Below are 21,978 nucleotides of genomic sequence, written 5' to 3'. Positions count from 1 at the left end.
ACAACCACCTTTACACAAATAAATTAGCGCAGCTTTTTAATACGCTCTGCAGGACTGATAACGTCGGTCATACGAATACCAAATTTTTCATTGACCACAACCACTTCGCCGTGCGCGATTAGAGTACCGTTTACCAATACATCTAATGGTTCACCCGCCAAACGATCCAACTCGATAACGGAACCTTGGTTGAGTTGTAACAAATTGCGAATCGTAATTGAGGTACGCCCTACTTCCATAGAAATGGTGACGGGAATGTCTAAAATAACTTCCAATTCAGGATTGGGGTTAACTTTATTAGTTTCGCTTTGCAACTCTTCAAATGAAATGGGATTAGCTGCTGCCTCATCTGCATCGGCCTGCTCTGCCATGGCCGCAGCCCAATCATCGGCCATATCGTCTTGATTAATATCATCGCTTGCCATTATTAACTCCTGGGGTACCTGTTATATTTTGCGCGCTGGAGCGATCAAAAAATTCTTTAATTTTTAAGGCGAGATTGCCGCGATGCTGACCTAACTGTGTCCTGAACATAGGTACACCGTTTGCGGTTAGCACGTGGAAATCAGGAAATTCAATGGGGATTACATCCCCTGCTTTTAAATCCACAATGTCACGCAGTGTAATTTCACGACGCACAACATCGCATTCCAATTCAACTTTTGCGGCGAGCACATCTTCGCGCAGTGCTTTTACCCAACGCTCATCTTGTTCGTCGGTATCTGATTGCAAACCGGCATCTAAAACTTCACGAATAGGTTCAATCATTGAGTAAGGCATAGTGATATGTAATTCACCGCCGCCGCCATCAAGTTCTACGTGAAAAGTACTGACTACAACGACTTCACTGGGGCTTACGATGTTAGCAAGCGATGGGTTCACTTCTGAATGCACGTATTCAAAGTTAATTGGCATCACTGCTTTCCAGGCTTCGGCAAGATCAACAAAGCCCTGGTTTAATACCATTTGGACAACACGCAATTCAGTCGGCGTAAATTCACGGCCTTCAATTTTTGCATGGCGTCCGTCGCCGCCAAAAAAATTATCTACTAATTTAAAAACTAATTTGGCATCCAAAATAATTAATGCTGTGCCTCGCAGCGGGCGAAATTTCACCATGTTCAAACTGGTAGGCACATAAAGCGTGTGAACATATTCACCAAATTTTTGAATTTGGATGCCGCCCACAGAAACATCTGCAGTGCGGCGCAACATGTTAAACATACTGATGCGAGTGTAACGTGCAAAACGTTCGTTAATCATTTCGAGCGTAGGCATACGCCCGCGCACAATACGATCCTGACTGGTTAAGTCATAGTTTTTTACCGTGCCGGGCTCTACGTCCGATTCGGTTTCTATGTCGCCGTCATCAACACCATGAAGGAGCGCGTCGATTTCGTCTTGCGATAAGAGATCTTGCACGAGTCACTATCCTTTTATTGCATTACTGATATTGCGTTAGCGGCTGAGTTTATTGCATTACAAATTGAGTAAATAATACTTGTTCAATATTGGGTGAAGATTTTTTCTCCGCAGATTTTTCTTCGTCTTCTTCCTCTTCAGACTCTTTAGCTTTTTCAGCGCCAGCGGCTTCTTCTTTAGCAATAATATCTTGCACAGTTTGCAGCGCAGCCGCGCGCAATTTTTCTTTGCCCTCGGCGGTTTGCAATTCTTCAAACACTTGGCTGCTCAATAACATTACCAAACCGTTGCGCACAGCTGGCATATGTAACTCCAGTGTTTTTACCACCGCTGGATCGCGGTACATAAGCGTTAATTCAGCTTGTAAAAAACGTTGGCGGCCATTTACGTCATAGTTAACGGTGAAATTAGGTTTCAAGGGATAATAAACCGCTGGCGCAACCACTTCAGCTGCTTCACTGGATTCAGCCGCAGCCTCTTGTTCATCACCCGAATGTTTGGAGCCCATCATTTTGGATACGATAAAGAAAGTCGCACCCACTGAAATCAATACTAATAAAACAGCAATTCCAATAAACATGAAAAGCTTTTTCTTCTTTTTCTTGGCCTCAGCGGCAGCGGCATCAACCTGTTGATCTGCCTTGTCGTCTTTGTCTTCTTTTTTTCCAGCGGCCATGTCAAAACTCCGTCACTTTCTTTGGCTAATAGGGTTTGAGCAATAGCTATGCCAGCTATTGTTCCCTAAAGCGTAGCAGCGGATTGTTTGAATGCTAGCGAAGCATATGGACGAAACGGCTTTTTTTGAGCGTGATTTACTGAGATGACTGTATTGCAGGCAAGATGTTCAAATAATCAACGAGCAAGAGTAGAGGGGTGCTCTTTGGGGCGTGCCGGTTCAAGTCCGGCCTCGGGCACCATCGTTTAATTACGAACAAACAGAGGATATGCGAAGCCAAAATGGCCTCGCATAAATAGAAGAATTAAGCGTAGTGATCCACAAGGCGTTGTTGGGTGATAGCACTTACGGCAACTTGTGTGTCCTCATCAGTGGCTACATCTTTATTGCCAGCTTGTCCCTTTTGATCTTTGGCTTCGCCTTGTTGGCGACTGAACGATTTATCCGATACGTCTACATTAACCAAATTCAAACCCTGCTCACTGAACATGTCGCGCAGGCGCCCCATGTTTTGGTCAAGCACCTCACGCACTACCGGGTGATGACTTGTGAAGTTAACCGTAGTCTGCTCCTGATTAACGCTGACCTTAACTTGCATTGGCCCAAGATTTTCAGGGTTGAGGTGAATTTCTGCCGAACTCACATTTTGCGCCGCTAACCATAAGACTTTCTCACCTACCGCCTGGCTCCATTGGGGCTGACCAACAGGTACAGGCACTGCGGTCTGAACAACAAAGCCACGGGCAGAAGGTGTATTGGCATCACTGAAACGCAACATCGAATCCAAAGCGCTAGTAGCTGGAGCGCTATTAGTTGAATTAGCTGGCGCAGCGGCAGACGTAGCTCCTGCATCGCGCCCCGCCGATTCAGGTATGGAAATATTTTGCAGGGTTTTCTCGAAACTGGCCTTAGGATCCAGTGACTGGTTTTGTGTTTGATTTGCATCTGCTGCCAAGGGCTGGTTGCTCGCAACCTGAGGGGCCTGCCTGGATGCTGAATTCTCTACAACCTGAGGAGCAGGTATAGCGCTAAGTCCATCCGCCGTTGAAGCATCCTCCCCAAGTGGAACTGAGGTTGCCGCCTGTGTTGCAGGTGTTTTTGGAAGAGCTGAAGTACCTGCGGTCGTTAATGCAATAGCTGCTTGATCAACAAGGGTATCCGGCGAATCTGTAGCTGCAATTTGAGGAATTGGAGATGTTTCAAGATCAACCACAATTTCGGAAGATTTGGACGATAAAGATTCAGCTGTTGCTTGTTGCTTTAGTGCGGCCCCCGCGTCAGCTGTGGTGGCAAGCACATCTACATTCGGAATGCCTTGATCTGCCGTTGTGGTCAGCATATCCACATTCAAAACGCTTTGATCTACCGCTTCTGTACTGCTCGATACCACGGTGTTTCCTGCTGGAGAATCACCAGCAGCTATCGCAGGTTCGCTTTTGGTCATGTTTGCAGGCAAGTTAAACCCGGACTCAATAATAGATTTAACATCTATGGCACCTGCAGCTAAAACTTCCGCAGGCAATTCCACCGCAGTTAAGGCGGCAGGAACTATAGGTGCTGCCACCACTGGAGAAGCAAGGTCGGTAGCCACTTCATCTTCCGTCGTGTTTTTAGCGGTGGATTTTTTGCCGCCATCTTTGCTTGATGATTCTTTGTTTGCATCGTTACCTTCGCTGGATTGAGGATTGGAATCCTGATTGGCTAGCTTATCGCTCTTCTCAGCTTTGTTTTCGGTGGTGTCTACCTGCTCGCGCGAGCGATTTTCTTCAGCTTGTTTAACCGGTGCAGAGGGCTTTCTCTCAACGTCATTCGCTGGCTTGCGGTTATCAGCAGCAGCGACTTTTTTAGGAGCAGGTTTTGCAACTTTTTCATCTTGCGCTCGCACGCTTTCATGAACATCTTTAAAACTTTGTTGGAAGCTGGCGGCGTTATCATCCTGATAGTTGCGTTTGGGTACCGATGCCTGAGCGGCAGGCGCCTGTACGGATTTGAGTAAAAAATTATTTGCAGAGCTGTTATTCATTGCCGCCACCTCGTTGTATTGCCACCACAAAACCACAAAACGGCAAGGGCTTGCCGCTTTCGAATGGATTTTGTTATTGATTTACGATTTCAACAAGATAAAAGCAAGGGAGGTGCCAAAAGGCGATAGAACAGTAAAATTTATTATTCGTTGCTAACCAAGAAAATCCAGCATCTTTTGTTTAACGATTAAAAACTCCGCTTCAATCCGCGAGACATCTTCAGGCAGGGTGAAAAATTTTTGATCGAGAGCGTTGCGCTCTACAACTGAACACAAGCTAGCCAAAAACACGGCGCCTAAATTACTACTACTACCTTTAAAGCTGTGGGCGGTTCTGCGAATCAAATCTGCATTTTCACTTTTCACTAATTCATGAAGCGCTACCAAGCGATCACTAGAGTCTTTCAAATAGGTTTCAATTAAAAAACCAAAATCATCTTCCATAACTTCTTTAAGCGCATTCAACGCATCGTAATCTAAATGTTGGGGGTCGTTCATAAGCTAATCCAGGCACGCAATTCATTCACAGGATGATCAACAGGCTAGTCATTATTAACCCATTCGAACACCACTTCAACCATGTTACCAGAACCATAATAACGCACCGTTTTACAGAGCTTTTCCACTATGCCTATACCACGCCCACTATAGCCGGTTACCAATAACTCCTTACCTTGTCGTGCACTATAATCAAAACCTTCACCACTGTCTTCAACACGCAGCGTTAATGAGCCTCCTTCAATGTTGGATGAATACGCAAAATAAATATGAACAAATCCGGTAGTAATTTCATTTAACAGTTTTTCACGCTGGGTGTAATACTCAGTAAAACCTTCAGGTGTTTTTTTAATGTCGCCACTTAACCCAAGTACACCATGCTCAAGTGCATTGGAATAAAGCTCTGCCAAAATAGTGTATAGGCTGCCACTAAAGCCGCGCAGGTCTGGTTCTTCTGTCAGAATATTCAGCAAAAAAGGTAAAGGGTCGAATGATTTAAAACTGGTTGGTTTAACTTCAAATCGCAACTCCCACTCAACTTGCGCCATTTGTTGCGACTGATTGAAGTTGTAATTGGGATGACTAACATTTTCCGGTGCTTGCATACAAATTTCGATCATGGATAAATCGTCGTCTTGCTCGCCGGAACCAATAAAATTTTTAACGCCCAACAAAATTTCATCAAATGCAGATTGGCTACAATCATTTTCTTCAAACAATTGTAACAGGCGCTCTTCACCAAACATTTCGCCGTCTGAATTGCGTGCTTCATGAATCCCATCTGACCACATAAAAACTCTATCGCCAATATCGAGGTCGTAGAATTGCGCATCATCCTTAAAACTTTTTTCTGGCAAAACTCCAAGCGGCAAATGAGAGGACCGCATGGGAATAACAGTACCATCTTGGCGATAAATCATTCCCGCTGGTAAACCACCGTTCCATACTTTTATACGCTTGCGACGAAAATTAAAATCAATCATTGTTGCGCAACAAAATAATCCGATTGGCAAAATCGATTTTAATTTTTTATTAATTTCGCGCAGCACATCGGACATGGAAAAGCCTTTGTGCACCATGCCATAAAAAGTAGATGCCAAAGGCATAGCGCCAATTGCTGCGGGCAAGCCGTGACCGGTGAAATCGCCGAGCAATACCATCATATTGCCATTAGGTCGCATACCTGCCACCACCACGTCACCATTAAACACAGCGAGTGATGATAGAAAATAACGAACATTACTCGCGTTTAAACAACCGTTGTGGGCGACGTTATCAAACACTTGTTTGGCGACAGTTTGCTCTTGCAATAAGCGCTGGTGATGTTGTGACAACTGATCACGCTGTTCAATCATGGTGTTATGCAAACCGCGCATGCGATTAAACGATTTAATTTTGGCTTTTAGAATAACGCGGTTGTATGGCTTGGATAAAAAATCATCGCCACCGGCGTCCAAACAATGAACCAGCGATTCTGTATCTTGCAGGGACGTGAGGAAAATAATGGGCACTAATTCATCACCCGCCAAATGTTTAATTTGGCGAGCAGCATCAAAGCCATCCAGCTCCGGCATAAGTGCATCTAGCAATACAATATCGGGATGTTCTTGCTGAAAAATATTAACGGCTTCCAAACCGTTTTTTGCGGAAAAAACCTGATGCCCCTCTTTGCGCACAATCGTCTCTAAAATAAGACGATCAGAATCGGTATCATCAGCTACGAGAATTTTTAAATTGCGGACTTCATTCATAGCAACCGCTTCCATTCACCATCGGTTATGGAAACCATAACCTGGATTTGAAAGAACTTTAATACACGAGTTCTTTGTGATTATTGAATAGAAAACAATTGCTCGAAGTTAGAGATGAGCAAAATCTTTTTAACATCTTGCGAGCAATTCACAATTTCAATTTCTGCCCGCTCGCCGCCCGCATGATCGCGCAGCAGCAATAACATCCCCAGAGCAGAACTGTCCAAATAAGAGGTACCTTGTAAATCCACCCGAAACCGGCTTGGAGTTTTGGCAAGCTTCTCATAAGCATTGCGAAAATCCTGGTGTGAACTGAAATCAAAACGCCCCTGAATGTAGATAGTTACTTGAGAACCATCTGCAGAAACGGTAGACGTGATCGCCATAAATTACCTCTATCACATTATTCAAATAATCATTATTTGCATCTTGTTAGCTTAGTACCACGATAACCCCCTTACCCCTAAAGCCTTTGGGAGGTGATTACACTAAGTATTTCCATCCTAAGCCTAGTCGATAAATACCTTTTGTATAGCTCGACCAAGGCAAATTCGTTAAAAAGTGCCAACCAAAAACCGCCCTATTTCAGGGCAAAAAACTTGTGCTTATTTTTTCGTCAATCTATGTTTTCACGCCGGATGTAAGCCTGCCCCACCAGCTCATCCAATTCCTTTTGCAGGCGCTTGTCGAGCAGTGCATTTTCTTCCTGTTTTAACCGTGTAATAAGCTCTTTAATAGACTCGCATTTTTGATGCGCTATTCGCCAAGCCTGACGTAAGCGCTCCATCTGCGCTTCGATTCGTTTCAGGCGCCCTTCCTGTTCTTTACGCGCATCACCCAAACGCTGGATAAAACCGCTGTAAGCAATCAGCTCCTGCGGCCTGACGGCGGTTTTGCGCTCGGTATAGATTGTTAAATATTGGGCGGCGTATTCATCTAACTGACGCAATTGCTCAGTTTCTGCATCGACCTGCGCTTGGCATTGACTGAGTTGTTGGCCGGCCTGTTCTTCTGCCCGCTCGGCCAAAGTCAGTACCACTTGCATACGCTTGGCGCGGGATTCAGCCATAAGCTATTTCAACCTAACGTTGATGCTGGGACGCCAAGGGACCACTTCCCTTGGTTGCCTGGGTGCGAATAACGGATTGGAGATTGGCGATAGATTCAGGCATGAGCACACGCTGATTGATGCCCTGCTGGATAAAAGCACGTAAATGAGGGAAGCGCTCAATGGCCGCATCAGTCTCGGCGTCTGCGCCGGGACTATATGCGCCAATTGAAATCAAATCCCGGTTTTGTTGATAGCGAGAGAGCAACTGTTTGAAGCGTTGCATTTGTTTGAGATGATCTTCAGGTACGATGTTTTGCATAGCACGGCTGATGGAAGCCTCTACATCAATCGCGGGGTAAATACCCTCCTCTGCCAGGCGGCGCGATAAAACCACATGACCATCCAGAATCGCACGCGCCGAATCCGCAATGGGGTCTTGCAAGTCGTCACCTTCGGTTAATACGGTATAAAACGCAGTAATCGAGCCCTGCCCTTTGTCCGCGTTACCGGCGCGCTCAACCAATTGGGGTATTTTAGCAAATACCGAAGGCGGATAACCCTTGGTTGCTGGCGGCTCGCCAATGGCCAAGGCGATTTCCCGCTGCGCTTGCGCATAACGGGTTAGCGAATCCATCAACAAGAGCACGTTTAAACCCTTGTCACGATAATATTCGGCAATGCGGCTTGATAGTTGCGAGGCGCGCAGGCGCATTAATGGAGCGTCATCCGCTGGCGAAGCCACTACTACCGCGCGCCGTATACCTTCTTCACCCAGAATATGATCAATAAACTCTTTAACTTCACGACCACGCTCACCAATCAACCCCACGACCACTATGTCCGCCGTCGTAAACTTGGTCATCATGCCCATGAGCACGCTTTTACCTACGCCGGAACCGGCCATTAAACCCAAACGCTGACCGCGGCCGACGGTGATTAGCGCATTGATCGCTCGCACTCCTACGTCGAGTGTTTCGCTAATGGGGTGACGTTGCAGTGGGTTAATTTCCTGCGGAGCGAAATCCAGAAATTCATCGCCAACCAAGGGGCCTTTATTATCCAAAGGCTGGCCAATACCGTTCACAACACGCCCTAGGGTTTGCAAACCAATGCGCATACCTTGCTGGGCAGAAACGGGAATAACACGTGCGCCGGGCTGCAAACCTTCAACGCGCTTGATAGGCATTAAAAATACGCGGTCGCCAGCAAAGCCAACAACTTCTGCCTCTATACTACGGCCATCGCTATTGATCACTTCGCACTGTTTGCCTACAGACACTTTTAAGCCAACCGCTTCCAGGGTTAAACCAACCGAGCGAGTAATACGACCTTCGGCCACAGGCTCATTGTTTACCAAACGGCGCGGCGCGTAGTGTTGTAGACGAGAAGTGATGGATTGGCGTTCTGACATAGGTAAACCGTCTTTACGGGGAGTCGTCATCCTCGCGTAGCGAGGATCCAGCTTTTAATTTGAGTTACTGCCTAAGAGCTGGATCCCCGCTACGCGAGGATGACGACTCCCTATTAAAATCAAATCTTCTGTTCCAATCATCCTGAGCGCAAAGTACTCGAAAGATTTTATTCAACTTGCGACGAATCATCTGCACCATCTAACTGCGCCAATTGCCCCGTTAAAAATTGCTCAAGTACAGTTTGCAAACGTTGCGATACTGAAAAATCCACGCGGCTTTCAGGGGTTTCTACTCTGCAGCCGCCAGGTTGCAATTGTATGTCACCAAAAAATTTCCAATCCAGTTGTTGATCTGCAGCATAAGTTTCCACCACAGCCAAATCGTCGGGATTTAAACTAATGCGAATATTTTTACTGCCGACAGGAAGCGCTTCAACAGCTGTTTTTACCAGCTCCAAAATATGCGAAGAATCTGTAACTAATTCGCGTTGAATAACGCTTTGCGTGAGCGAACAAATTACATCAAGCAACATATTTTCGATGTCGTTATCTTGTGCAGTCAGCGGATTCAGTAAAGAGTTGGCAATGCTTTGAAAGCGCTGTTGCTCCAAGGTTAACTGCGCGCGCATTTCCATTAAACCTTGCTGACGCCCGGCTTCGTATCCGTCGCTTCTACCTTTTTCTAAACCTTCGGCATGGCCTTGGGCAAAGCCATCTTTTTCGGCGGCGTCAAAAATTTCCTGCATTTCTTGTGCGGTCATGCCGGTTTTTTGTTGCGCAGGAATTTCAACTGTTTCGATTTTTTCTTTGCCTTGTTGCAGCAATTTTTCACGGCGCATGCGCGCTTCTTTTTCGGCGCTGGATAACACCTTTCCGGTGTCATCGACAGGTGGCAGCATCCAGGATGTAACTTCACCCAAGTTTTCGGATGCAATGCGACCAGGCATGGATTTGGATGTCATATTCTTTTCCAATTAAGCCGCGAACTAGTGCGCAGGCCTGTACAACAATAAATTAGGAATTAGTTTTCCGCATGAACCCAAACGAGCGACAACTGACGGAAATTAAACCATTGCCTCGCCACCGCCGCCCAACATAATTTCGCCAGAATCGGCCATGCGGCGTGCAGTAGTAAGAATTTCTTTTTGCGCGGCTTCTACGTCGGCCAAACGCATTGGTGGTTTGGTTTCCAAATCGTCGCGCAAAAGTTCTGCTGCACGTTTGGACATATTTTTGAAGATTTTTTCTTTGAGCTCGTCGTCCGCACCTTTAAGCGCAACAATAAGAACCTCGGAAGAAACTTCGCGCAACAATGCTTGAATGCCACGATCTTCCACGTCTTTGAGGTTTTCGAACACGAACATAAGGTCTTGAATCTGGTTGCCCATGTCTTCGTCCACTTCTTTGATGGAGTCCATCAAATCTGCTTCGATTGAGCCGTCCAAATTGTTCATAATTTCCGCAGCCACTTTATAACCGCCCATGGCTTTGGTTTGCGATGCAGCATTACCGGAGAATTGTTTTTCCAAAATATCATTTAATTCTTGCAAGGCGCTGGGTTGAACTGTGTCGAGTGATGCAACGCGCATCATAATATCGAGACGAACTTTTTCCGGAAAATACGTCAAAATTTCGGCAGACTGATCTGCGTCCAAATAAGCAATTACGATGGCTTGGATCTGCGGGTGTTCGTTACGAATGATATCGGCAACGGAACGTGCATCCATCCATTTAAGCGTATCCAAACCGGTGGTATTACCCCCCAGCAAAATACGATCAATAAGACCGTTGGCTTTATCTTCGCCCAATGCGGTCACCAACATTTTGCGAATGTAACCGTCGGCGCCAACACCTAAACCGGTCAAGGTGCGCACTTCTTCAAGGAAGTTGCCCATTACCGCTTGGACATCGGTTTGTTGCACGTTGTTCAATTGGGTCATGGCGGCGCCTATGCGCTGCACTTCTTTCGGACCCATATGTTTCAAAATTTCAGCGGCGTCTTGCTCACCCAACGACATGAGCAAAATAGCGGCCTGATCTACGGGGCGCAGTTTTGTTTTGGTTTTTTCACCGGCTTTTTCTGGAGTATTAGCCATAGCCTTTATTCACCCTACCATTAGCTTCGCTTGGTTTATTCGCCTTGATTGACCCATTTTTTAACCACTTGTGCCACACGGCCAGGGTCATCTGCGATCAAACCTTTAATCGCGTTAAGCTGTTGTTCGTAGCCTTGTTCAGGACCACCGAGTAAAAGTGCACTGCCACCGGACAAGGTTACGGTTTCGTCAGAAACCCCTTCCATTCCGCCAAGGCCCGCTGCTTCTAGCGCCGCTAACTGACGTGCTTCTTCTTGTTCGGCAATGCTGCCACCGTTGCGCGCCAAACTTTTAAATACAGGGCGTAGCAAACCAAAGATCAACGCCAAAATAATGATAACGCTGGCAATAGATTTGATATGCGGCATCAACCACTTTTCCCACCAAGGTACGGAGGGTAATTCTGTTTCAGGAACTTCAACGCCAGCAGTGAAAGGCGCATTCAATACATTAACACTGTCGCCACGCACAGCCGAGAAACCGACTGAATCTCTCACCAGTATAGCCAAGCGTTCCAACTCATTTGCAGACCATGGTTGATGTGTTTCAGTGCCATCTTCATTTTTAATAATTTTATCATCCACTACCACTGCAACGGTTAGACGTTTGAGTGTGCCCTGCTGATGTTTGGTATAACTGACAGTTCGATCAAGCTCAAAATTACGGGTGGATTGTTCGCGGTTATTAGTTGCTGGTTTAGGTGCAGCGGCTTGGCCTTCTTGCGGCGCAGCTTGTTCTGGCGCTTGCGCATTGGCTGGAGGTTGATTCGTTAACGCGCCGGGAATTCCAGCTGCGTCGGCACCGCCTGCTTTTGATTCAATTAATTTTTGCTCACTGCGTACAGCGGGAAGATCTGGATTAAATGTTTCTGCCGCTTGTTCTACGGCGGTGAAATCAATATCGGCACTTACTTGGGTGCGGAATTTTCCGTTGCCGACAACAGGTTCAAGAATTCCACTGATGCGTTTCATCATGGCCTCTTCAACAGTTTTCGCATAATCGTGTTGCTTGGTAGCAAGCATTAAATCCTGGCTGTCTTCGCCGGTAGACAACAAGTCACCGTGTTGATCTACCACGGTTACGTCCGCCATTTTTAAATCAGGCACGCTGGACGCCACTAAATTCATAATCGCTTTTACTTGCGCAGGTTCCACAGTGCGGCCTGCAAAAACTTCTACAAAAACGGATGCTGTAGGTTTGGATGCATCGCGCACAAACACAGTTTTCTTTGGTAAAGCCAAATGCACGCGCGCGCTGCGAATACTGCTAATACTGGTAATGGTGCGCGCTAATTCACCTTCAATACTGCGTTGATAACGAGTGCTTTCTACAAATTGACTGGTACCTAAAGGCTGTTCTTTATCCATTAACTCGAAGCCTGGTGTTGCACTGCCAGGTAAGCCAACTTCCGCAATTTTCATACGCGCAACATGGATGTCTTCGGCAGCAACCAGAATCGCACCTGTGTTGTTATCCATTTTAAATTTAATACGATTTTGTTCGAGCACTTGTGCAACGCTACCTGCATCCAAATTATCCATGCGGCCCATCAACGGACGATAGTCTTCGCCTTGCGTCCACAAAACCACAGCAAAACCTATGGCAACACTCGCCGCCAAGGCAATCATTAATCCAATCTGGCGAAATAAATTCAGGCTGCTAAAACCTTCTGCCAAATCGCCGCCGCGACCTTTGGATTTTGTTGGGAGATTTGCATCTGCTGTGGTGGCCATATCGAAAACCTTTTACTAACTACTTATTGATGAGTGACAACGCTGGAAATAAAACGCCGTTAAATAGGCATACTCATGACATCTTTGTAGGCTTCAACCAATTTATTACGCACTTGAACCATGGCTTGGAACGATACTGAGGCTTTTTGTGAGGCAATCATAACGTCGGTGATATCTACACCCGCGACACCTTTTTCATAAGCCTCAGCCATAGCGCTGGATTTTTGCTGCACATCGTTAACATTGTTAATGGCTTTGGTCATAAGATCGCCAAAGCTTGGCACTTTATTGGCGGGATCAGCTTGTAGATTAGTTAAACCGCGATTCAAACCTAGGTCGCCATTTACGGCTTGAGGGCGCTGGAATACTTGTGTTTGCGATTTAATGCTGCGCATTTCACCAAGAAGACGGTTGATATCGACGCGATCTGTCATTGGGAATCTCCTACAAATTAACCTGCAAATCTTTCACGAAGAATCGCAGCGTAACGACAATAATTTGGCACGCTGCATTGTTACAGGGGATATTGCACAAAGCAGGCCAAAAATTGCCGCATGGCAAAGCTTCGCCTGTCGCTTAAAAAGCACACAGATTCGTCATCAAATTGACCTGTTTTATTCACGAAGATGTCACGCTTTTACCTTAGGTTCTAGGCTGCTCCACTCACAGAACAGTTAAGCCAGGAGAGATGCGATGAACCCATCAATGCAAAACTACGAATCAGATGTCATAGAACAAGCGATGGCAGCTTTTTTACTTCAGGCGGTAAATGCCAAAAGTAAAAGCTCCAAGATAAAAGCCAATATGGAATGCAGAAGGAAGCTGGAAATAAAATGGGAAGAGCGTCGTTTAAAGCGCGAGATTTCAGAATTTGATTTTAATTAGAAGGCAAGCTGGAAAGCTTATTCGGCTTTGGTATTTTTAATTTCGATTAATGTGCGGCGAGAGCTTTTAAGCAGCTCTTCGCCCTCTTTAAAGCTGGGCATTTGATAAAACAACTGGTCAAAAGAACCATCCTGCTGCGCAATTTTTAAACCGCGCTCAATCCTATCCCCAAGTGCAAGGTTGTTTTTGTTGACAAAAAAAGCATAGCGAATCGGTACATCGTATTTTAAAAGAATTGTTTGTTCCTGGATTAATCCCAAGTCTTTATATTCTTTAGTATCGTAACCAATTTCGTGTAAACCACGGGAAATAAAGTTGAATCGGCGAGCTGCAAGCATTTTAAACAGGCCGGAATAACTGGAAGTCACCGCGACATTAAAACCGTTATCCCTAAATATGCTCCCGTCAGTCCAATGCTCACCCGAACCAACACTAAATTTTTTTAACTCATCCAGGGTTTTCACTTTCGCGAAGAGCTGCTGGGAATCTTTGTTAATCAATAAAACCCGATAATTATTCAGGTTTTTCAACAAATCAACGGGAACCACGCGCATTTGCAATTCACGTTCTTTGGTTGCGGAGGCCCACATAACATCAATACCTGCACCCGCAATTAACATGGCGCGGTCGCGCGCTATGCCACCGTTATGAACATTATGGAGCAAAACATAATCGCCATCCGTAAGGCGAGTTTTTTCCAAGGCTAAAATCAGCAATTGCTCAAAAAAATAAGCAGGTTCTGTTTTATTGACATGGACGTTGCCGGTAATAGAAATGCGCAAGGGATCTGCACCGGCTTGAGCTGCCAACAACAAACACAAAGCAATAGCAGTGGCACACTGCAATATCGAATACGGCCATGTAAAACGAAACAGTGCCATGGGGAAACCTGTACAACGGGAGTGGAATAATAGTTATGTATCTTTTGATATAGACCAATAACTCGAATTATTCCACCTTTATACCAGTTAACGCCTCGCCTTTCCCACTCTTTATGAGTAATTAACCCGCTTTTCTATGGTCACTCTGTAATAGCAAAGCCTTCTTCGCGCAAACGTGCCATTTTGTAACGCAATGTGCGCGCACTTATACCCAAACGTTCGGCAGTATTTTTACGGCTGCCGCCTTCTTTACGCAGGGTATCCATAATAATTTCGTATTCACGTTGCTTTAAATCTGTGCCTAAGGCTGGATTAGGTGCATAAGGTGTTGCACTAATCAGCGCTATATTGCCGCCACTGTAATGAGGGACGGATAAATCTTGTGCAAATTCGCGTGCTGCATGTACCGGCTGGGAATTAGTTGTTTGATAGTGCATTGCCGCCTCCACTAAATTGGGTTTTTGGCTGTAAATATTGCCTGCGTCCAAACCTAAATCTACTGCATCTATGCCGCTGCCAATTTGCAAAATCAACGCCCGCTGCATAATGTTATCCAGCTCACGCACATTTCCTGGCCATGAATAACTCAACAAGGCTTGTTGCGCAGCCATGGTCAAACTTACACCGTGACGATTTTGTTTTTGCGCATGCTTTTGCAGAATTTTTTGCGCGAGCGGAACTATATCTTCCAAACGATCACGCAGTGGTGCCCATTGCAAGGGCAACACACTTAAACGGTAATACAAGTCTTCACGAAATTTTCCAGCAACAACTTGCTCGCGCATATCGCGGTTAGAGGTTGCAATGACACGCACATCCAACTTAATCGTTTTGCGACCACCCAAACGCTCTACTTCGCGCTCTTGTAACACGCGCAATAATTTGGCTTGCAAACCAATATCCATTTCTGAAATTTCATCGAGCAATAAAGTACCACCATCAGCTTGTTCAAATTTTCCGGGCGCGCTGGAATGAGCACCGGTGTACGCGCCTTTTTCGTGGCCAAACAACATGGCTTCCAACATATTCTCTGGAATCGCCGCGCAGTTAATCGCAATAAAGGGTTTGTTTGAACGTGGTGAGTGATTGTGAATATAACGCGCCAATACTTCTTTACCGGTACCTGACTCGCCCACGATTAATACCGTAGATTCTGATTTGGCAACGCGCTGCGCCAATTGTAAAAGTTGTCTGCTTGAGGGCGCCTGCGCAATTGGCTCATCACCTTGAATTTGCGCAACACCTAAATGGCGCGCCATGGTTTCGACTAATACATTCGGTGCAAATGGTTTTACCAAATAATCAACCGCACCGTTTTTAATCGCATCTACTGATTGGCTGATGCTGGCGTAAGCGGTAATCAACATCATGGGAATATGCGGGTAATTGGCTTTCACTTCGCGCAGCAAATCGTGGCCGCTCATTGCGCCCATATTTACGTCAGAAATAATCATGCGCAAATCATCGTATTCGGCTAATTTTTTAAGCGCATCTTCTGCGCTATTCGCTGCAATAACGGTGTAATCTGCGAGCTGCAAAGTATCGCTCAATGCCTCGCGCAAATTGCTGTCATCTTCTACCACCAAAACTTTAATCGCATCATGAGTAAAATCGGATTTTGAATTTACTGCGAAAGCTGCTGAGAGTGCCATGTGTGATTCTCCGATTACCAATTTTAAAGGATTGCGAAAGGCATAAAGAGGCTGGCACAAGTGCCCTGCCCCTGTGTTGATTGCAAACTGAAATTGCCGTGGTGCGCGCGCGCAACAGCTTTAACGACAGCCAAGCCAAGGCCAGTGCCCTGTGCTTTGGTCGTTACAAATAAATCGCCAAGATTAGGTAATAATTCAGGCGCTATACCGGGGCCGGCGTCGCAAACAGCAATCATTAATTGCGGATCTTCGTTTGCATTTTTTGGGTGAGTAGACGTAAAAGTAATACGCAATTTTGCATTGCGCTCTACAGCTTGAATGGCGTTATTCACTAAATTCAACAGCGCGCCAATTAAGGCTTCACGATTGCATTGAATCACTTGATCACCACAATCGTTGTGCCACACACAAATTGATTCTGTGGTCATTAAAGGGACTTCCATCGCCTCGGCGAATGCTTGCTGCAATTCATTAACACTCACAACATCTTTTAAAGGTAATTCACCTTTGGCAAACACCAACATGTCTTGCACCTGGCGTTCGATATTATTTAAACGATTGCAAATTTTTTCGGAGAACTGATGACGTTTTTCTTCGTCTAATTTGCTGTTGCACAAGTGGCCTGCATATAACATGGCTGCAGATAAAGGCGTGCGAATTTGATGCGCCAACGCACTCATCATCTTGCCCAATGCAGACAAACGTTCGTGGCGGCTCAATTGGCTTTGCAGGCGACGGGTTTCAGTTTGATCAGTCAGCAAAATAATTTGCCCATCTTCGCCTTGGTTACGGGTTGAGATGCTGATACGACGACCATCACGCAGCGACACTTCATGGCCATCATCCTGACGTGGTGCAAACGAACGGACGATAACATCGCGCCACAATTCACCTTGCAAAGGTTCACCCAACAAATCAATGGCCGCAGGATTGCATTCGGAAATACGCCCGGAGGAATCCAGCACTACGACTCCACCGGGGAGGAAATTGAGCAGGTTTTCCAAACGATTAGCGATTTTCTCTTTCTCAGCCAATTCCTGCATACGCTGGTCAGCAACCGTACTCAGCTCTTGATTGAGCTCGGCAACACGGTTTTCCAGCATGAAATAGGAGTCAGTCAGCTGCTGCGACATCTCGTTAAAAAGGTCGAACGCGCTTTTAAGATCCTGTCCCTTATCGCCTTGTTTGGAGACAGACACAGGCTCGGCAGCGTCCAGCGATACCAGCTTTAACGGCTTGTTCAATGGTTGGATGGTTTGCATGCCCGCCATGGGCCACCTCATACTAAATGTCAGCGTCAAACTATCAACGCCAAAATGGGTTCTTAATTGAGGTTTTGCAAAGGCAATGCCAATAGACTTTTTGTTTATTATTCAATGAGTTAAAAAGCCTTTAATTTTTGAAGTCAAAAGCTTGGCACTTATTCAGGTAATGGGTAATTATCAATCCGAACGCCATATTTTCGTTATCGGGTGCTACACTTGGCCAAATTAAAAATCGCCCCAGGCGCCTACCACTAAAGGAGAAATAAAGTGGCTGACTATAAATTTGGTAAGCACGAGCCGCCTCACCTGCGTTGGCCGGTTGCCTGGTATCACCCCTATGTATTGTTACGCGCTGCACGGGAAATGGTGGCTACGGGTGATTTCATTCGCAACTTTGATCGCCGCGAATTATTCACAGAAAAGTTTGAGGTGATCGACCAAACGGAGGGTTACACCGGTGGTGATTACTGGTGGGACTTCATGTCTGACAGCGGTGACGGAGGCAATGCCAGTTATACGGTGGCGCGCGCTGTCCAAAGCCCCGAGCTTTCGGTCGGCATTGATAAAGGCGTAGTGGTTACGGACATAATGACCCAGCTACCCGCGAGCAATCTGCTGGTATTGGGGGGTGACCTCGCCTACCCCGGCGCCAGCAACGAAGAATACCAATATCGATTTATCGAGATGTGGGAAGCAGCTCGGCCGAGCGTCAACAGCGAAGCTCACGCCGATAAAAAGTTACACGTGGTATCCATTCCGCAAAACCACGATTGGTTTGATAATATTTCCAGCTTCAACCGCCACTTTATCGGCGACTACTCCAATCACTTTTTACAAGCCCATACCCCTCAAAACCGCAGCTACTTTGCAACCCGCCTACCCCATGATTGGTGGATTTTGGGGTTGGATTTTGCACTGGTGGGAGATCTGGATCGCACCCAATACGAAGCTTTTTTAAACCTCATTGAAACCTCAAATGAGCAATCAGATAAGACAATTCACCCGGGGCACAACGTCATTTTGCTCTACCCGGAACCCTACTGGACGCGTCCGCTTGGCGATGGCGCCGGTGAAGGCTACCCTCGTCGTTATCAACGCCTGGAGGCAGCTTTGCTAAATGCGGGCATCAAAATTCGCATGCGCCTTGCGGGAGATTTACACCATTACGTGCGTGAATCTGCGACCACTGGAGCTCAACTGGATTATGAGGACTTGCTTGTAACTTGCGGATCTGGCGGGGCTTTTTTGCATCCGACCCATGCCAAAAGGGTGTCCGACCTTAAGGTTTTAGATCGCATCGATGACGATGACGCCATGACACCCGATATAAGAGAGCGTGTCTGCGTGGGCCTCCAGTCAAAAGGCAGCAAGGCCCAAAATCAGCGTGAATACAGCCATCAAAAAAGCTATCCCAGCCGTGAAACCAGCAAAGGCCTGTCCTGGTGGAATTTAATCGCCTTATTTAAACCCACCTCGATTTTTGGACTTTTTAAGGACGAGGCGAAGGGCAATTTCATCCAGCGCTGTGGTCAACGAATCGGTGAACTAAAACGCGGGCTCTTGGGCGGTAATTTTATGTTCCCGATTATGCTCGGCCTGCTCTACTTCCTGGCGGTTTACTGCAACAGTTTCGTATTCACCAACTCCTTTGAGGCCGACGGTTTTATCCATGCGAGCCGGATTGGTGAAATCAGCTTGCCCAGTTTTATTGTCCTTTGGTTTAAAGCCCTGTTTTTTAGTCCGCTCGCATTTCTTGTACATGCCGTATTGATTGGTCTATGCGGCTCTATCGCCATGGAAGATGGTGGTCGCGCGTTTGCCCTCAGCGCAATTTATAGCATCGTACACATATTGGCGGCAGCAACCTTGTTTTGGATCGGCGGATATTTTCACCTTGATCCCTATTCAAAAGGCATGGTGATTTTTTTAGGCGGTGTTGTGGTTGGTGGTTTTCTATTTGGTGTTTATTTTGCGCTGGTGGCGCGCTTTGGCGGCCTGGCGAACAATGCTTTCTCTGCCATCGCGCACCAAGGATACAAAGGCTTTTTGCGCTTCCGTATCGATAATAAAGGCACTTTGCATGGATACATGATAGGAACAGATGCCGTACCACAACGCTGGGTGACAAATGTTCACAAGGATAACCGCCCCTTGTGGATTGAACGTGCAGACCAGGACAAACCGGAATGGAAAATTCGCGATGCATTTAGTTTGAAAAAATAATATTGCTAAAAAAACACCGCTCTTTAACGAGCGGTGCTTTTTATTAGCTTGCAGCCCCCTTCAAATCCTTAGCCGCTTTCGATAAAGAAATAGCCAACTGCGCAACACTTGCAACCAACGCTCTGGTTTCAGTTGCGTTCTCTGCCGTTGTATTTGCATAGGATGAAATGGACGCGGCCTGCTGCATGGCAATTGTGGCCTGCGAATTTTGCTCTTGCATAATTTCACTGATGTGATGCAACTGGCTTTTAACCGATTCTATTTCGTCATGTATTTTAGAAATGGAATCATTGGCAATCTCTGCATAACCAACACTGTTATTAGCGATTAATTGACAATCTTGCATAGACGTGACCGAACTTAAAGCTTGCTCTTTAATAGATTCCAAATTCGCAGAAATTGTTTTTGTCGCCTCCGCTGTGCGCGAAGCCAAATTACGGACTTCATCTGCCACCACAGAAAAACCACGCCCGGATTCCCCCGCCCTCGCTGCCTCAATCGCGGCGTTCAAGGCCAATAGATTAGTTTGCTGGGCGATATCATAAATAATACGGATTACCTGGCTTACAGTTTGAGTTTCATCGCTTAACTTATTAATCGTCAAGGCTGACTTTTCAATTTGCTGTTCGAGCAAAGTAATTTCTGTGCGATTTTTTTCAATTACACTTTTACCCGTTATGGATTCATTGAGTGCACGATCTGATGCTGTAGCACTGACTGAAATAGTCTCAGCCATATTATGTACACTTTCGTGGAGAATCCTGGTGGCATTGGCAGTGAGTTGCGCTGAATCCAATAATTCAACAGAACAGGTTTTGGCAGTAATAGCGGTTTTATTAAGCGAACCTGAAACGCGACTTAACTCACTTTCAATACTAATCATACCCTGCGCCGTGTGATCCATCTTGTCCACAAAGCTATTGGTCCAATCGGCAAGCGCTCGAATTTCATCTTTAGCAAATAAACCGGAGTCCATTCGCTTATTGAGTGATTCACCACATTCTGCCACGCCCAGAAAGAAATCCGTCAGCTCCTTAACTTTTGCCATTCTCGCCCTGACACCAAACAACCATACAGAAAGTAGCGGTAAGGAATAAGCAAACAATGTAGCGAGTAAATTATCAGGTGCCGTCAATTTTAAATAATTTATCAACAGCCAATGGAAAACAAATCCAATACCCAAACCCAACACCAGTCGCGTGAACAGAATGTAATTTAAGCTGCGCTGCTCATAAACCTCTTCCAGATCGCCCTCACACATCAATCCCCATGTATCCGGTGAACCGGGCATTTGAAACGTTGAGCCTGCGCCAACAACTGGAATATGCCGGTAGTCTGGATAGCCCGGATAATCCACAAAAATATTTTTCCCTTTGTTAATAGTTTGCTGAACACCAGGATGCAATTGCGAAGTTATAGGGTCAACAAATCGCAATTCAAACTCTGTGTGTTTTGCAACTTTTACTACGCCATTACTAGTGGGTATACCATTCTTTAAATTGTCACCACCGGAAAAAGTACTATCTTCAAAGCGTGAACGCGACAATGCAGTACCCGGCAAAATACTTTTATCAAGGTTAGATTTAACCATAAACAAATAGTTATCACCCGAACCACGATAAACATGGCCATCTTCACGCTGGATTAGATCACTGAGCACATCGTTGGGAATACGAACGCAGACACTTCCAACTACTTCATGATTAATACGGATAGGCTGGTAAAACATGAGCGTAACTTGATCGTGAAACTTGGACGTGGTTGCTCCCAGTTTTTCGGTGTAGGGATCGCAATAAGGCCCTAATAAAAAAGGCGCTTGAAGGTATTGCGCAGGCACTTTATTGGAATCTAACTCACCTATACGTTCAGACGCAGTTGAAGCAATAATTTCATGGCGAGTATTAATAATAAATATTTCGGATGCTTCATTATTAAGCCTACGAAAACGTACCAATGAATCGCTCAAGCCATTCGGCCATTTTTGCTCAAGCTCTGCCGCCAGATAATTAAGCCGTGCCCAGTGCTGGTTTGCCCACTCGGTCATAATATTGATGCGCGTTGCCACCATGCCCGCAAAGGTTTTTTCTATACGTGGAATTTGGCCGCGATTGACAAGACATGGAACCGATAAAGATGCTTTAGAGTTTTTACCAAACCATGGCAACCAACCACGCGTTATAGCACCAGGCTCCATTCGATAATTATCAAACGCTTGATGGTTTTTATCACCAGGCTGGAGCGGATGCTCCTCGAATTCTTTCTGTTTATAGTAAGCATTCATGATAGGGAACCGATGAAATTCAAGTCAGTCCCCATCATAGAACACTATTATTGTTTTTCAATTTTGCGAAAAAAGTGACGCAAAGCTGGCGGCTTGCCAGCTTTAGCAAGAGGGTTTTTAAAGGGATTTG

Annotated in this window: 19 protein-coding genes; 2 read left to right on the top strand and 17 right to left on the bottom strand. The window is 45.9% G+C overall.

The window, feature by feature from the left end; genetic code table 11:
- Positions 1-23: 23 nt before the first annotated feature.
- From fliN to fliE, 13 genes are all read right to left on the bottom strand, one after another.
- The gene (gene fliN / locus IE104_RS05480) at positions 24-425 is read right to left on the bottom strand and encodes a flagellar motor switch protein FliN (protein WP_189416551.1); all 402 of its coding nucleotides are present in this window, start codon (positions 423-425) and stop codon (positions 24-26) included.
- Positions 412-1,422 carry a flagellar motor switch protein FliM gene (gene fliM / locus IE104_RS05475; RefSeq protein WP_189416550.1) on the bottom strand — a complete coding sequence of 337 codons (1,011 nt, stop codon included), beginning with the start codon at positions 1,420-1,422 and terminating at the stop codon, positions 412-414. Before fliM ends, fliN begins: the two co-directional genes overlap by 14 nt.
- Positions 1,423-1,471: 49 nt before the next feature.
- On the bottom strand, positions 1,472-2,098 hold the full coding sequence (locus IE104_RS05470) for a flagellar basal body-associated FliL family protein (RefSeq protein WP_189416548.1): 627 nt from the start codon (positions 2,096-2,098) through the stop codon (positions 1,472-1,474).
- A 304-nt stretch (positions 2,099-2,402) separates the two neighbouring features.
- On the bottom strand, positions 2,403-4,121 hold the full coding sequence (locus IE104_RS05465) for a flagellar hook-length control protein FliK (RefSeq protein WP_189416547.1): 1,719 nt from the start codon (positions 4,119-4,121) through the stop codon (positions 2,403-2,405).
- Between the two features lie 153 nt (positions 4,122-4,274).
- Positions 4,275-4,619: an Hpt domain-containing protein gene (locus IE104_RS05460; RefSeq protein ID WP_189416545.1), complete on the bottom strand. Its 345-nt coding sequence runs from the start codon at positions 4,617-4,619 to the stop codon at positions 4,275-4,277.
- 44 nt (positions 4,620-4,663) lie between these two features.
- Positions 4,664-6,370, bottom strand: a complete 1,707-nt coding sequence (locus IE104_RS05455; RefSeq protein WP_189416544.1) for an ATP-binding SpoIIE family protein phosphatase — start codon at positions 6,368-6,370, stop codon at positions 4,664-4,666.
- A gap of 80 nt (positions 6,371-6,450) precedes the next feature.
- On the bottom strand, positions 6,451-6,756 hold the full coding sequence (locus IE104_RS05450; RefSeq protein ID WP_189416542.1) for an STAS domain-containing protein: 306 nt from the start codon (positions 6,754-6,756) through the stop codon (positions 6,451-6,453).
- Between the two features lie 230 nt (positions 6,757-6,986).
- A complete protein-coding gene (gene fliJ, locus IE104_RS05445) occupies positions 6,987-7,439 on the bottom strand; it encodes a flagellar export protein FliJ (RefSeq protein WP_189416540.1) in 453 nt (150 codons plus the stop codon).
- Positions 7,440-7,452: 13 nt separating this feature from the next.
- Positions 7,453-8,832: a flagellar protein export ATPase FliI gene (fliI, locus tag IE104_RS05440; RefSeq protein WP_189416539.1), complete on the bottom strand. Its 1,380-nt coding sequence runs from the start codon at positions 8,830-8,832 to the stop codon at positions 7,453-7,455.
- Between the two features lie 167 nt (positions 8,833-8,999).
- Entirely contained in the window at positions 9,000-9,794 is a 795-nt protein-coding gene (locus IE104_RS05435; protein ID WP_189416537.1) for a flagellar assembly protein FliH, read from the bottom strand.
- Positions 9,795-9,896: 102 nt separating this feature from the next.
- Positions 9,897-10,928 carry a flagellar motor switch protein FliG gene (gene fliG, locus IE104_RS05430; protein WP_189416535.1) on the bottom strand — a complete coding sequence of 344 codons (1,032 nt, stop codon included), beginning with the start codon at positions 10,926-10,928 and terminating at the stop codon, positions 9,897-9,899.
- Between the two features lie 35 nt (positions 10,929-10,963).
- Positions 10,964-12,661: a flagellar basal-body MS-ring/collar protein FliF gene (gene fliF, locus IE104_RS05425; protein ID WP_189416534.1), complete on the bottom strand. Its 1,698-nt coding sequence runs from the start codon at positions 12,659-12,661 to the stop codon at positions 10,964-10,966.
- A 59-nt stretch (positions 12,662-12,720) separates the two neighbouring features.
- A complete protein-coding gene (fliE, locus tag IE104_RS05420; RefSeq protein WP_189416532.1) occupies positions 12,721-13,095 on the bottom strand; it encodes a flagellar hook-basal body complex protein FliE in 375 nt (124 codons plus the stop codon).
- 259 nt (positions 13,096-13,354) lie between these two features.
- Here fliE and IE104_RS05415 point away from each other — a divergent pair, with 259 nt between their 5' ends.
- Positions 13,355-13,546, top strand: coding sequence for a PA3496 family putative envelope integrity protein (locus IE104_RS05415; RefSeq protein WP_189418462.1), 192 nt, complete (start codon positions 13,355-13,357; stop codon positions 13,544-13,546).
- Positions 13,547-13,563: 17 nt separating this feature from the next.
- Here IE104_RS05415 and IE104_RS05410 read toward each other — a convergent pair whose 3' ends face one another.
- From IE104_RS05410 to IE104_RS05400, 3 genes are all read right to left on the bottom strand, one after another.
- Entirely contained in the window at positions 13,564-14,427 is an 864-nt protein-coding gene (locus IE104_RS05410) for a transporter substrate-binding domain-containing protein (protein WP_189416531.1), read from the bottom strand.
- A 140-nt stretch (positions 14,428-14,567) separates the two neighbouring features.
- Positions 14,568-16,079 carry a sigma-54-dependent transcriptional regulator gene (locus tag IE104_RS05405; protein WP_189416529.1) on the bottom strand — a complete coding sequence of 504 codons (1,512 nt, stop codon included), beginning with the start codon at positions 16,077-16,079 and terminating at the stop codon, positions 14,568-14,570.
- A 23-nt stretch (positions 16,080-16,102) separates the two neighbouring features.
- Positions 16,103-17,350, bottom strand: coding sequence for a sensor histidine kinase (locus IE104_RS05400; RefSeq protein WP_189416528.1), 1,248 nt, complete (start codon positions 17,348-17,350; stop codon positions 16,103-16,105).
- A 261-nt stretch (positions 17,351-17,611) separates the two neighbouring features.
- Here IE104_RS05400 and IE104_RS05395 point away from each other — a divergent pair, with 261 nt between their 5' ends.
- Positions 17,612-19,567, top strand: coding sequence for a hypothetical protein (locus IE104_RS05395; protein WP_189416526.1), 1,956 nt, complete (start codon positions 17,612-17,614; stop codon positions 19,565-19,567).
- Positions 19,568-19,610: 43 nt separating this feature from the next.
- Here IE104_RS05395 and IE104_RS05390 read toward each other — a convergent pair whose 3' ends face one another.
- A complete protein-coding gene (locus tag IE104_RS05390) occupies positions 19,611-21,848 on the bottom strand; it encodes a methyl-accepting chemotaxis protein (protein ID WP_189416524.1) in 2,238 nt (745 codons plus the stop codon).
- Between the last annotated feature and the right edge of the window lie 130 nt (positions 21,849-21,978).

The sequence above is a fragment of the Cellvibrio zantedeschiae genome (assembly GCF_014652535.1).
Classification (GTDB): Bacteria; Pseudomonadota; Gammaproteobacteria; order Pseudomonadales; family Cellvibrionaceae; genus Cellvibrio; species Cellvibrio zantedeschiae.
The sequence above is the reverse complement of the archived record's forward strand: the minus strand, read 5'-3'. Positions and strand labels throughout refer to the sequence as shown.